Origin of the sequence: Tessaracoccus sp. MC1627 (genome assembly GCF_014164725.1) — a bacterium.
Taxonomy (GTDB): Bacteria; Actinomycetota; Actinomycetes; order Propionibacteriales; family Propionibacteriaceae; genus Arachnia.
This window is the reverse complement of the sequence record NZ_JACJGA010000002.1, coordinates 384,915-397,936: the sequence shown is the minus strand read 5'-3', so window position 1 is coordinate 397,936 and position 13,022 is coordinate 384,915. Positions and strand designations below refer to the sequence as shown.

The window sequence follows — 13,022 nt, the reverse complement described above, 5'->3', positions numbered from 1 at the left end:
GCCATGACACTTCTCCGCGACCGACGAGACCAGTGCCCAGGCGCGCTGCGTCCGTGGTCTGCCGACGACGGCCTCCTGGTGCGCCTGCGCATCATCGGTGGCCGCGTGGCCACCCGGTCCCTGATCGCCCTCGCTGAGGTGGCCGAGCGGTTCGGCGATGGTCGCGTGCGCGTCACCGGGCGCGCCAACCTGCAGGTGCGTGCCTTCCCCGGCACCGACGACTGCCTCGACGCGGAAGCACTGGCCGCCCTCGAGAGCACCGGTCTTCTGCCCAGCCGCTCGCATGAACTCGTCCGCAACGTGATGGTCTCACCGCAGAGCGGACTGGCCGGGGGCCGGGCGGACCTGCGCCCGGTCTCGGCAGCCTTCGACTCCCTGCTGCAGGGCACGCCGCGCCTGGCCGACCTGCCGGGCCGGTTCCTCGTCGTACTCGACGACGGGCGGGGAGACCTCATGGAGCGTCGCTCGGACCTCGCTTTCATCGCGTTGGACGCGGACACGGGGCAACTGCGCGCCGGCGGTGACTGGGGCGAGGTAGTCCCCATTGCCGCGGCGCCGGAGAGCCTCGCGGCCCTGGCCCTACGGTTCCTCGCCACTCGTGGTTCCGGACCCACGGCGCCCTGGCACGTGAGCGAACTGGCCGCCCCCCTCGTCGCCCCGGCCCCGCCGGATCCGCGGCTACCGACCCCGGCTGCGCCGCTCCCCTACGGAGAGGTACCAGGGGGCAGGCACGTTCCCGTGCCGGACAACGGGCTCGACCGCACCGAGATCGCCGCACTGGCCGACGGCGCGCCCGAAGTCATCGTCACACCCTGGCGGGGTGTGCTCGTCCCCCGAGGAGAATCAGCATGACGCACCCGACCCGGCCCACCAGGCACTACGACTACATCGGCGAGGGCCAGGACATCTACGTCAACTCCTTCGCCGCCATCCGCCTCGCGGCCGACCTCGCCTCCGTTCCCCCGGACGCCGAGAAGGTGGCCGTGCGGATGATCCACGGCAGCGGTCAGGTTGACCTCGTGGGCGACCTGGTGATCCATCCGCAGCTCGTCTCGGCCGCCCGAGGGGCCCTCGAGGCGGGGGCGCCCATCCTCTGCGACGCCACCATGGTGGCCGCCGGCGTCACCCGCCGTCGGCTACCCCGCGACAACGAGGTGCTGTGCTTCCTCAACGACGGCCGCGTCGCAGATCTCGCCAAGGCCTGGGGAACCACCCGCACCGCGGCGGCGGTCTCGCTGTGGGAGCCGCTCCTCGAGGGTGCCGTCGTCGCGATCGGCAACGCCCCCACCGCGCTGTTCCACCTCCTGGAAATGATCATCGACGGCGCCCCCCGGCCCGCCGCGATCGTCGGCTGCCCCGTGGGTTTCATCGGCGCAGCGGAGTCCAAGCAGGAGTTGATCGATCTTCACGACAGACACGGCATCGACATCCCGTATCTCACGGTCCTGGGCCGACGGGGCGGATCGGCCATGACCTCCTCGGCGCTCAACGCCTTGGCACTGGAGCAGGAATGAGCGGGCGGTTCTACGGTGTCGGAGTCGGCCCCGGCGACCCTGAGCTCATCACACTCAAGGCCGCGCGGCTCATCCAGGGCGCCGACGTGGTGGCCTACCACGCCGCCGCGGGCCGCCAGTCGAACGCCCGCCGCACCGCAGGCGGACTCTTCCGGCCGGGTGTGGTGGAGGAGCAGCTGACCTACCCGCTGACGACAGGGAAGACGGACCACCCCGGCGGTTACGAGGGCGCCATGGCCGCCTTCTACGCGGACTCCGCGGCGCGGATCTCCGGGCATCTCCGGGCAGGGCGCGATGTCGTGCTGCTCGCTGAGGGTGACCCGCTGCTCTACGGGTCCTGCATGTACATGTCTGACCGGCTGGCCGTGGACTTCGACACCGAAATTGTTCCCGGCGTGCCGGCGTTCGCCGCCGCCACCGCCGCGATCCGCAGCCCCCTGGTGCGCCAGACCGACGTGCTGACCGTGCTCCCGGGAACCCTCCCCGAGCAGGAACTCGCCCGGCGCCTCGCCGACACGGACGGAGCGATCATCATGAAGCTGGGTCGCACCTTCCCGGCGGTCCGCCGCGCGCTGGAGGTCTCGGGCCGGCTCAACGACGCCGTCTACGTGGAGCGCGCCTCGCTGAGTCAGGAGCGCTGGATGCCCGTGAGCGCGGTGCAGGCCGACGAGGTGCCCTACTTCTCGCTCATCGTCGTCACCGGCGACTCACTCAACGGCACCCGGTCCCGCGACGGCGAGGGCGAGGGCGTCGAGCCGACGACGCCGGGGCTGAGCACCTCGCAGACCGGTGAGGTCCTCGTCGTCGGGCTCGGACCTGGGCCGGAGGACTGGATGACGGGCGAGGCGGTCACGGCGTTGAGTGACGTGGACCACGTCGTCGGGTACGGACCCTACGTGGACCGGGTCCCGCACCGGGTGGGTCTGACGCGGCATGCGTCGGGCAACACCGTCGAGGTCGAACGGGCCCGGCTCGCCCTCGACCTCGCTCGCGCGGGCGAGCGGGTCGCGGTGGTGTCGGGGGGCGATGCCGGCATCTTCGGCATGGCCGCCGCCGTGTTCGAGGCGGCCGAGGATCCGGTCTACGCCGACGTGCGGATCCGCGTTCTCCCCGGCGTCAGCGCGGTGCAGGCGGTGGCCGCCCGCGCCGGGGCCCCGATCGGCGCCGACTTCGCAGTGGTCAGCCTGTCCGACCGGCTCAAGCCCTGGGCAGTGGTGGAGCGTCGGCTGCGCGCGATCGCTGAAGCCGATCTGGTCCTGGCCATCTACAACCCTGCCTCGCGGACCCGAAGCACCCAGATCGCCGAGGCACGTCGCATACTTCTGGAACACCGGGCCCGCGACACCGTCGTGGTGGTGGGCCGCGACATCGGGCGACGAGAGGAATCCCTCACGGTCACCACGCTCGGCGAGCTGGATCCGGCGTCGATTGACATGAAGTGCCTCCTCATTGTGGGCGCCTCGGCAACCCGCGTAGGGCCCGCCGGCGTATGGACCCCGAGGTTCGTGCGGTGAGCGTCCACTTCGTCGGGGCCGGTCCCGGGGCCGCTGATCTGCTGACCGTACGGGCCACGCGCCTGCTCGCCGGCGCGGATGTCGTGCTCTATCCGGGCACCTATCTGGACCCCGACGTGCTGTCACACGCAGGCCCGTCAGCGGATCTCGTGGACACGCAGCACCTCGACCTGGATGAGATCACCGGCCACCTCGTGGCCGCGCACCGCGCAGGCCGGGTCGCGGTCAGGCTCACCTCCGGTGACCCGTCGCTGTATTCCGCGCTCGCGGAGCAGACCCGACGCCTCGACGCGGTCGGGGTCCCGTGGGACGTCACCCCCGGTGTTCCCGCCTACGCTGCCGCGGCCGCCGCGATCGGGCGGGAGCTGACGGTACCGCTGCTGGCGCAGTCTGTGGTCCTCACCCGCACCCAGGCCCGCTCGACGCTGATGCCCGCCACCGAGTCGCTCGCCGCGTTCGCCGCCACCCGCGCCACCCTCGTGCTCCACCTGGCCATGACGACGGTGCGGAGCCTCATGGCGGAGATCGAGCCCGAGTACGGCGCGGGCTGCCCCGCCGTCGTCGTCTACCGGGCCAGCCAGCAGGAGCAGCAGATTCTCACCGCGACGGTCGCGACCATAGCGGACGCCGTCGAGAGCGCGGGGCTCCGGCAGGCGGCGGTGATCCTGGTTGGGCCGGCTCTGGACCCGACCTCGGGCGGCGAGTCCTACCTGTACGACAGGGATCGGGCGCGCAGCAGGCAGCCTGTGGTCAGGCGATCGTCAGCGCCCACCGCGTGACCGCATAGCCGGGCACCCACCCCGAGGGCGTCCGCACCTCACAACCGATCCGGGTGAGCTGTCCCCCGAATCGGTGCTGCAGTTCCAGCAGCCGCGCAGCCTCCCCCTCCCCGACGGCGTGTGCGACGAGCCGTCCGCCGGGCCGAAGCGCGCCAAGACAGACGGCAGCGAGCCGGGCTGCAGCCGCGCCGGGGCCGAGATGCACAGCGTCCGGCCGGGCCAGGCCAGCCAGGACCGACGGCGCCGTCCCGACCGCGACCGGCAGCCGTGGTACGCCGAGCCGGGCGGCGAGGCCGCCGATCGGCCCGGCTGCCGCCGCATCGGGCACCACGGCCGTGGCGAGGCAGGTGGGATGGGCGCGGAGCCACTCGACCGCCACGGGACCCGCGCCCCGGCCGATGTCCCACAGCCGTCCGCCGGGGACCGGCCCCAACAGCGCCAGAGCCGATGCCCGGACGTCGCGAGGGAGGGGGGTCTCCACCCCCGTCAACAGGCTGTCGGGCACACCCGCCGTCCACCCGGCGATCAGCTCCCCGACGCACTGGATCGCAACGATGTTGAGCCGCGGGAACTCCGCGACCACGCCCGCGGCCGCGGCGAAGGCGTCCAGGTCGAGCCGGCTCTCGTCGCCGCCGAGATTCCCCAGTACCGTGAGAAGCGACGAGCCGTATCCGGCCTCGACGAGGAGCGCACCGAGGAGCCGCGGCGTGAGCTCGTCCGAGGACAGCACCAGGAGGCGTCGGCCGGGCGCCAGGTCCCGCAGCACGACCGACACGTCACGCCCCACCACGCTGACCAGGCCGTGGGACTCCGCCGGCCAGCGCATCGCCGCCCGGGCCAACGCCACCGATGAGACGGCAGGTCGGATCTCGACGCTGTCGGGGCCGAGGATGTCGATGAGGACGGAGCCGATGCCCGAGACCAACGGGTCGCCGGATGCCAGCACCACCACCGTGGTGTCGCGGTGAGCGGTGACGATCTCAGCCAGCCCGGCCCTCAGCGGAGAGGGTAGGGGGAGCCGCGCCTGCCCGCGGACCGGGGGCAGTAGACCCAGGTGCCGCGCCGCACCGACGACCAGGGTCCCGGATCCGGCGAGTTCCTCGCTGACCGCGTGCACACCGTCGGCCGCAACGCCGACGACGATCACCCGGCCGGTGGTGCGGCCAACCGCCGCGCGGGTTCCGTCGGACACGACAAAGGACGTTATCATGTGGGCATAGGCACGAGGTGCCCCGGAAAGCCGAACCATCGGAGACGGTGGCTTTGGGTGACGGGGAGAATCTGGGAAGTCGGTGAGAGTCCGGCACAGGCCCGCTGCGGTGAACCCGGCCTTCGCGTGAGCGAAGGACCAGGCAAGTCCGAAGACCGGCCTCGCGCCCGATCATGACCATGGCCACACGAGCGGGAGCCTCACATGCCGGTGCACTTTCCTTTCCCTGCCGTTCTCGGCTGCGACACCGACGCGATGGATGACATGGGCCTGGCGCTGGTCCTGGCCTCCATCTCCCCCGAAATCGGCGGGGTCCTCATCCGCGGCGAGAAGGGGACCGCCAAATCAACCACGGTGCGTGCGCTGACAGCTGTCCTCCCTCACGTGAGGGTCTACGCCGCGGACCGGTTCTCGGTTGACCCGGCCGACCCGGCATCGACCTCCCCGGACGGTCCCTTCGGGCCCGGGGCGGAGACGGTGGGCCGGCCCGTGCGGCTCGTCGAACTCCCCGTCGGGGCGACTGAGGACCGCGTGCTCGGCTCGCTGCACCTGGAGCGGGCGCTGTCCCACGGGCGCGTCGAATACGAGCCCGGCCTGCTCGCCCGCGCCCACCGGGGCCTGCTGTACGTCGACGAGGTGAACCTCCTGCACGATCACCTTGTCGACCTGCTGCTGGACGCGGCCGCGATGGGGCGGGTGAGCGTGGAGCGTGACAGTGTCTCCGTGGAGCACCTGTCGCGCTTCGTGCTGATCGGGACCATGAACCCCGAGGAGGGCGAGTTGCGCCCGCAACTCCTGGACCGCTTCGGCCTCACCGTGGAGGTCGCGGCCCCCCGGGAACCCGGGTTGCGGGCCGAGGTCGTCCGGCGGCGGATGGCCTTCGACGGGGACCCGGTCAGCTTCGCAGAGAGGTACCGGCCCGCGGAGGAGGCACTCACCCGCCGGATCGAGGCGTCGCGCACCAGGGTCGTTTCGGTTGTGCTGTCCGACGCCGCCCTGCTGAAGATCGCCGAGATCTGCTCGGCGTTCGAGGTCGACGGGTTACGCGCCGACCTCGTCACGGCCCGAACCGCCGTGGCCCATGCCGCCTGGGAGGGGCGCACGGAAGTGACGCGCGCCGATATCCGCCGGGCGGCTCTCCTGGCCCTGCCGCACCGGCGGCGGCGCAACCCGTTTGACGCGCCCGGGCTCGACGAGCAACTCCTCGACGACATTCTCGGGCGCGACTCTCCTCCGCCGGACGACCCGCCCCGCGACGACGACCCGCCCCGCGACGACGACTCCACGCCGTCGGATCCCAGCGACGAGAGCCCTCATCCGCAGGACCCCACCGGCACCGATCCGGCGCCGCAGCCCCCCATGGAGGCCAGCCCGCCGATCGATGGCGAGGGCAAGGACACGGCGGAGGCAGCACCGGCACCGGAAGCATCCCCCGAGAGCCGGGTCTCCAGCGGGGAGCCCTACAGGCCGAAGGCATTCGTCGTGCAGGGAACTGGCCACGGGGCGCCCGGGCGCCGCAGCCGGGCCATCAGCGAGACCGGCCGTCGGATCGGGGCCAGCCGGGCGGTGGGCGCCGGCGGGGGTCTGCACCTCGTCGAAACCCTGCTGGCCGCCGCCGGGCGCGCTCCGGACCGCGACCCCCAAGGACGGGTCATGCTGCGGCCGGAGGATGCCCGCACTGCGGTCCGGGAGGGCCGCGAAGCCAACCTCATCCTCTTCTGCGTCGACGCCTCGGGGTCCATGGCAGCCCGCAAGCGGATGGGCCAGGTCAAGACGGCGATCCTCTCGCTGTTGCTCGACGCCTACAGGCGGCGGGACAAGGTGGGGCTCATCAGTTTCCGGGGTCGGCGGGCGGATCTGGTCCTGCCGCCGACGCACTCCGTCGACGTGGCGGCGGCCCGCCTCGACGATCTGTCCGCGGGGGGCCGGACGCCGCTGGCGGAGGGGCTCCTTGAGGCGGCAGCCGTACTGACGCGTGAGCGCCGCCGCGACCCACGCCTGCGTCCTCTCCTCATCGTCGTCACCGACGGGCGCGCCACCGGCGGAGCCGACGCGCTGGCCCGCTCCGAGTTGGCAGCCGCGCACCTGGCGGGGCTGGGCGTGATGAGCGTCGTCATCGACGGCGAGAGCGGCCCGCTGCGGCTCGGCCTCGCGGCGCGCCTGGCTGATCGGCTCGGCGCCCGACACGTCCCGGTGGCGGAGGTCACCGCGGACGCCCTCACCTCCACGGTCCACACCCACATGAGAAGAGCCGCCTGATGCCCCAAGGCCAACCGCTGTCCGTCCCCGACGACGGACTCACCACACGCCAGCGACGCACCCAGCCGCTTCTCGTCGTCCACACCGGCGAGGGCAAGGGCAAGTCCACGGCGGCCTTCGGCCTCGCGCTGCGTGGGTGGAACCAGGGCTGGCGCATCGGTGTGTTCCAGTTCGTCAAGTCGGCCAAGTGGCGCATCGGCGAGCAGACCGTCCTGGAACGCCTCGGGCGGCTCCACGACGAGACCGGCGAGGGGGGCCCCGTGGAATGGCACAAGATGGGCGCCGGCTGGTCGTGGACCCGCAAACAGGGTGAGGTGGAGGACCATCGGGCCGCCGCCCGCGAGGGGTGGCTGGAGGTCCAGCGAAGGCTCGCAGACCAGAGGCACGACCTGGTCATCCTCGATGAGTTCACCTACCCCATGACGTGGGGATGGGTCGACGTGGAGGACGTGGTCACCACCCTGGCCAGCCGCCCGGGACGACAGCACGTCATCATCACCGGGCGCGGCGCCGATGCACGTCTGATCGAGATGGCGGACCTGGTCACCGAGATGACCAAGGTGAAACACCCGATGGACGCGGGGCAGAAAGGTCAGCGCGGTATCGAGTGGTGAGGCCGCCGGTTGCGGGGCTCACACCCTCCGCAGCAACCAGGCCAGCGCCGCGTCGACGTCCACCACAGTGGGCACGCCCTGAGGGCCCGGTGGCCGACGCACCATCACCACCGTCACGCCGAGTTCCGCGGCCGCTTCCAGCTTCGCGCTGGTGTAGGTCCCACCCGAGTCCTTCGTGACCAGAACATCGGTGCGGTGGCGGCGCATGAGCGCCCGCTCGTCATCGAGCGGGTACGGGCCACGACTCCGCACCACCTCCCAGGCCGGCGGCACCGTGAAGTCGGGCGCATCCACCACGCGGGCCAGCACTGCACGCTCTGACAGCGCCGGCACGTAGCGCGCGAGCTCCTGTCGTCCGACGGTGATCAACGGCCGGGCACCTGCCTGGGCGGCGGTATCGGCCGCCGTCTCGTGATCGTCCACGTAGCACCAGGCCGGATCGGGCGACCAGCCCGGCCGCTCCAGCCTGAGCAGCGGCACACCGTCGGCGCGGCACGCCTCGACCGCGTTCGCGGTCATCCCCAGCGCGAAGGGGTGGGTGGCGTCCACGACGGCGTCGTAGTCCACCAGTTGGGAACGGAGGCCCTCCACGCCACCGAAACCTCCCGTGCGCACGCGCCCCGGCGGCAGTCGCGGGGCAGCGACGCGGCCGGCCAGGGAGGTGGTGACATCGACGCCCGCAGCTTCGACGAGCCGCGCGGCCAGGCGGCGCGCCTCGCTGGTGCCACCAAGAATGAGCACTCTCATCCGGCACCGCCCTCCAGCGGTGGGGCGGACCCATCGGGGGCACGCAGGAGTGCGATGTCCATGACCCAGCCTGCGCTGGCCCGGGCGCGCTCCCGCGCGGCAGTCAGGTCGCGGCTGACCTCCGCGACCCGGCCGGCCACCAGTTCCTCGGAGTCCGCGCCGAGGTTGGCGCCCCACCAGATCGACCAGTCATCGAGACCCTCCAGGGCGGGCGCTCCACCCAGCATGACCACGAGGTTCCTCTGGCCCGCCGCGATGTCCTGGCGCAGCCTCCGCGCCGTCGTGACGTGCACCGGGTCCGCCACGGGGTGGAGGACCATCCGGTGCCGGGCCGCCAGCACCTGCGGGGCGCTGATCCCCGGCAGCACGTCGTAGCTGAGCGGGAGCCTCGCCGCGATCCCCTCGACGATGCGGATGGTCGAGTCGTAGAGGCCCGGGTCACCCCAGACCAGGAAGGCGGCGGCGCCACGCCGGGCACGCAGGATCTCCTCGTAGGCGCTGACCCGGGCAGCGTGCCAGGCTCTGACCGCGGCCGGATAGTCCGCGGGAGCGTCCCGGTCGCGCTCGGGGTCGGGTACCTCCACCACCTCGACGCCGTGGGCGGCGGCGATGGCCCGGCGGGCCGCCAGCAGCCCGTCGTCGTCGCGCTTCCTGGCTGCGAGCACGTAGTCGGTCTCAGAGAGAGCCCGCGACACCTCCGGCGTCACATGGTGCGCACCCATACCGATACCGAGTATCCGCACCCTCACCGATCCTCTCATGTGTCGTCCTCCAGCTCACCCTCGACCTCGAGGTAGACCTCACGCATGGCCGCGAGGGTGTCGGCGTCTGGCTCCGCCCACAGGCCGCGCTCCGCGGCCTCGTGCAAACGCTCGATGATCCCTCGCAGGGCCCAGGGGTTCGACCTGCGCAGGAACTCCTGAGTGGGGCCGTCGAGGACGTAGGCGTGGGCCAACCGGTCGTACATCCAGTCATGGACCACGCCGGCCGTCGCGTCGAAGCCGAACAGATAGTCGACGGTCGCGGCGAGTTCGAAGGCCCCCTTGTAGCCATGGCGCTGCATCGCCGCGATCCATCGAGGATTCACCACGCGGGCCCTGAATACGCGCGCCGTCTCCTCGGCGAGGGTGCGGGTACGGACAGAGTCCGGTGAGGTCGAGTCCCCGACGTACGCCTTCGGCGCCGTCCCGGCCAGCGCCCGCACGGTGGCCACCATCCCGCCGTGGTACTGGAAATAGTCGTCGGAGTCCGCGATGTCGTGCTCGGCGGAGTCGATGTTCTTCGCCGCCACCGCGATCCGCCTGTAGTTGGTCCGCATGTCCTCGGCCGCCGGGGACCCGTCCAGACCGCGGCCGTAGGCGAAGCCACCCCAGGCCGTGTACACCTCGGCGAGGTCCGCGTCATCGCGCCAGTTGCCGGACTCGATCACCTGCAGGATCCCGGCGCCGTAGGAGCCGGGCTTCGAGCCGAAGATACGCGTGGTCGCCCGGCGGTGGTCGCCGTGCACCGCGAGATCTGCGCGGGCGTGAGCACGCACGAAATTCATCTCGTCGGGTTCGTCAAGGCCGGCGACCATGCCGACGGCGTCGTCGAGCATCGCGACCACGTGCGGGAACGCGTCACGAAAGAACCCTGAGATGCGAAGCGTCACGTCGATCCGGGGGCGGCCCAACTCCTCCAGCGGCACCACCGTCAGCCGCGACACCCGCCGCGAGGCCTCGTCCCACTCCGGCCGCACGCCGAGCAGGGCGAGGACTTCGGCGATGTCGTCGCCGGAGGTGCGCATGGCGCTGGTGCCCCAGACCGAGAGCCCTACCGACGGCGGGTAGCTGCCGGCCTCGTCCAGGTGGCGCTGGAGCAGGGAGTCGGCCATCGCCTGCCCCGTCTGCCACGCCAGACGGCTCGGCACCGCCCGAGGATCCACGGTGTAGAAATTGCGCCCGGTGGGCAGCACGTTCACGAGCCCGCGCAGCGGCGACCCTGATGGGCCGGCGGGGACGAAGCCACCGGCGAGCGCATGGACGACGGCCGTGAGCTCGTCCGTGGTGGAGGCCAGGCGGGGGACCACCTGCTCCGCGGCGAAGCGGAGGACGCGCCCGACTCTGGCGTCCGTGTGGAGCGTCGAGACCGCGGATGGGTCCCAGCCCGCCGCCTCCGCACGGTGGATGAGATCACGCGCCTGGGACTCGGCCAGATCGACGGCCGCCAGGTCTGCCCCATCGGTGAGGCCCAACGCAGCCCGCAGACCAGGGACGGCGTCCCCCACACCTCCCCAGACCTGCGTCGCCCGCAGGATGGCCAGCACGAGGTTGACGCGGGCCTCACCGGTGGGGGCGGCACCCAGGATGTGGAGACCGTCACGGATCTGGGCGTCCTTGATCTCGCAGAGCCAGCCGTCGACGTGGAGCAGGAAGTCATCGAATTCCTCGGCGTGGGGCTGCTCCTCGAGGCCCAGGTCCCGGTGCATCTCAGCCGAGCGCATCAGCTGCCAGATCTCGCCGCGGATCGCGGGGAGTTTCGCCGGGTCCATGGCCGCGATGTTGGCGTGCTCGTCGAGGAGTTGCTCGAGCCGGGCGATGTCGCCATAAGTCTCCGCCCGGGCCATCGGCGGGATGAGGTGGTCGACGATCGTTGCGTGGGCCCGGCGCTTGGCCTGGGCTCCCTCACCCGGGTCGTTGACCAGGAACGGGTAGATCAGGGGCAGGTCGCCGAGCGCGGCATCCGGGCCGCAGGAGGCGGAGAGGGCGGCGTTCTTCCCGGGGAGCCACTCCATCGAGCCGTGTTTGCCCAGATGAACCACCGCGTCGGCCCTGAAGCCGCGCTCAAGCCACCGGTAGGCGGCGAGGTAGTGGTGGCTGGGCGGCAGGTCCGGGTCGTGATAGATCGCCACAGGGTTCTCGCCGAAGCCCCGCGGCGGTTGGATGAGGACGATGACGTTGCCTGCCTGCAGCGTCGCCAGCACCAGTTCCCCGGCCTCGTTGACGAACAAAGTGCCGGGCGACTCCCCCCAGGCGGCCACCATGGAGGCGCGCAGGTCGGGGGGCAGGCGCGCGGTCCACGCGTCGTAATCGGCGGCCGGGATGCGGACGTGCGCCCCCGTCAACTGAGCTGAGGTGAGCCACTCCTCGTCCTGACCGCCGGCGGCGATGAGGGCGTGGATGAGCGCGTCCCCGGCCGCGGTGTCGTCGCCCAGGTCCAGCAGGTGGTGGATCGGGAAGTCGGCGGTGTCGTCGTCCGGCCCCAGGTCGTAGCCTTCGGCGCGGAGAAGGCGCAACAGACGGATCGCGGAGACCGGGGTGTCGAGCCCCACCGCGTTGCCGATGCGGGAGTGTTTGGTGGGATAGGCCGACAGCACCAGGGCCACGCGCTTTCGCGCGTTGGGGATGCTGCGGAGCCGGGCGTGGTTGACCGCGACGCGTGCCACGCGGGCGGTGCGCTCCGGGTCCGCTACGTAGGCGGGGAGGCCCTGCTCGTCGATCTCCTTGAACGAGAACGGTGCGGTGATGATGCGCCCGTCGAATTCGGGAATCGCGATCTGGTTGGCCGAGTCGAGCGGCGTCGCACCCTCGGACGAGGCCTCCCACTCGGCGCGCGACGCGGTCAGACACAGACCCTGGAGCACAGGGATGTCCAGTGCGGCCATCCGGGCGACGTCCCAGGACTCGTCCTCCCCGCCGGCCCCTGCGGTGGCGGGGACGGATCCACCGGCGGCCAGCACGGTGACGACGAGCGCGTCCAAGGTGCCGAGCGCCTCATAGAGGGCGTCAGGAGCGGATCGAAGCGACCCCGCGTAGATCGGGACGCCGACAGCTTCACGGGTCTCATCGACGGCGTCGGCCAGCGCGTGCGCGAAGGCATTGTTGCCGCTGGCCTCGTGGGCCCGGTAGTAGAGGATGCCGATGCGCGGAAGCGCCGGATCAACGGCGGGTCGAGGCGCGTAGCCCCACGCGGCGATCACGCTGGGAGGGTCGAAGCCGAGACCGGTGAGCAGGACGGTGTCGGAGAGGAAGGAGTGTAGTTCGGCCAGGTTCGCCGGGCCGCCCTCCGCCAGGTAGCGGTGCGCCTCCGCCGCGACCCTCATCGGCACCGTCGACAGCTCCATCAGTTCAGGGCTCGGCTGGTGCTCACCGCCGAGGATCACCAGCGGGGTTCCGATGGTCCGCGCGTGGGCGATTCCCGGCCAGAGGTCCTGTGGGGAGCCGAGGAGCCTCACCACCACCAGGTCGGCGTCCTCGACGAGGCGGGTCAGCACGCCGTCGGTCGTGCGTCCGGGATTGGCCCACGTGTATCTCGACCCGCTGGCGCGGGCCGACAACAGGTCCGTGTCGGACGTGGACAGAAGCGCGATGCGCGTGGGCGAATCGGTCATTCGCGGGTTTCCTCCT

Annotated in this window: 10 protein-coding genes and 1 riboswitch; of the genes, 6 read left to right on the top strand and 4 right to left on the bottom strand. The window is 71.8% G+C overall.

Translation table 11 applies throughout. The annotated features are described in order from the left end of the window. Positions 1 to 3: 3 nt before the first annotated feature. Genes H5399_RS06995 through H5399_RS06980 form a run of 4 tightly spaced genes read left to right on the top strand, consistent with a single transcriptional unit; the run spans position 4 to position 3,807 of the window. Positions 4 to 852 carry a nitrite reductase gene (locus tag H5399_RS06995; RefSeq protein ID WP_182782295.1) on the top strand — a complete coding sequence of 283 codons (849 nt, stop codon included), beginning with the start codon at positions 4 to 6 and terminating at the stop codon, positions 850 to 852. Then, entirely contained in the window at positions 849 to 1,514 is a 666-nt protein-coding gene (locus H5399_RS06990) for a precorrin-8X methylmutase (RefSeq protein ID WP_182782294.1), read from the top strand. The genes H5399_RS06995 and H5399_RS06990 overlap by 4 nt, the downstream gene beginning before the upstream one ends. Then, on the top strand, positions 1,511 to 3,028 hold the full coding sequence (locus H5399_RS06985; protein ID WP_182782293.1) for a precorrin-2 C(20)-methyltransferase: 1,518 nt from the start codon (positions 1,511 to 1,513) through the stop codon (positions 3,026 to 3,028). Before H5399_RS06990 ends, H5399_RS06985 begins: the two co-directional genes overlap by 4 nt. After that, on the top strand, positions 3,004 to 3,807 hold the full coding sequence (locus H5399_RS06980; protein WP_182782292.1) for a cobalt-precorrin-4/precorrin-4 C(11)-methyltransferase: 804 nt from the start codon (positions 3,004 to 3,006) through the stop codon (positions 3,805 to 3,807). Before H5399_RS06985 ends, H5399_RS06980 begins: the two co-directional genes overlap by 25 nt. On the opposite strand, the gene cbiE is transcribed toward H5399_RS06980, so the two are convergent. Next, a complete protein-coding gene (cbiE, locus tag H5399_RS06975; protein WP_370585703.1) occupies positions 3,779 to 4,999 on the bottom strand; it encodes a precorrin-6y C5,15-methyltransferase (decarboxylating) subunit CbiE in 1,221 nt (406 codons plus the stop codon). The genes H5399_RS06980 and cbiE overlap by 29 nt on opposite strands. Positions 5,000 to 5,048: 49 nt before the next feature. Then, positions 5,049 to 5,196, top strand: a riboswitch (cobalamin riboswitch). Between the two features lie 85 nt (positions 5,197 to 5,281). Between cbiE and H5399_RS06970 the strand changes: the two genes are divergently transcribed. Together H5399_RS06970 and cobO are read left to right on the top strand one after the other, a co-directional pair. Beyond that, a complete protein-coding gene (locus H5399_RS06970) occupies positions 5,282 to 7,276 on the top strand; it encodes a VWA domain-containing protein (RefSeq protein ID WP_220489139.1) in 1,995 nt (664 codons plus the stop codon). Then, positions 7,276 to 7,890 carry a cob(I)yrinic acid a,c-diamide adenosyltransferase gene (cobO, locus tag H5399_RS06965; RefSeq protein ID WP_182782289.1) on the top strand — a complete coding sequence of 205 codons (615 nt, stop codon included), beginning with the start codon at positions 7,276 to 7,278 and terminating at the stop codon, positions 7,888 to 7,890. The genes H5399_RS06970 and cobO overlap by 1 nt, the downstream gene beginning before the upstream one ends. A gap of 18 nt (positions 7,891 to 7,908) precedes the next feature. On the opposite strand, the gene H5399_RS06960 is transcribed toward cobO, so the two are convergent. The 3 genes from H5399_RS06960 to cobN are packed head-to-tail and all read right to left on the bottom strand — an operon-like array spanning position 7,909 to position 13,006. After that, positions 7,909 to 8,637 (bottom strand): cobalt-precorrin-6A reductase, encoded by a 729-nt coding sequence (locus H5399_RS06960; RefSeq protein WP_182782288.1) that lies wholly within the window; start codon positions 8,635 to 8,637, stop codon positions 7,909 to 7,911. Continuing rightward, on the bottom strand, positions 8,634 to 9,398 hold the full coding sequence (cobF, locus tag H5399_RS06955) for a precorrin-6A synthase (deacetylating) (RefSeq protein ID WP_220490874.1): 765 nt from the start codon (positions 9,396 to 9,398) through the stop codon (positions 8,634 to 8,636). The genes H5399_RS06960 and cobF overlap by 4 nt, the downstream gene beginning before the upstream one ends. Continuing rightward, positions 9,395 to 13,006, bottom strand: coding sequence for a cobaltochelatase subunit CobN (cobN, locus tag H5399_RS06950; RefSeq protein ID WP_182782287.1), 3,612 nt, complete (start codon positions 13,004 to 13,006; stop codon positions 9,395 to 9,397). Before cobN ends, cobF begins: the two co-directional genes overlap by 4 nt. Positions 13,007 to 13,022 lie beyond the last annotated feature (16 nt).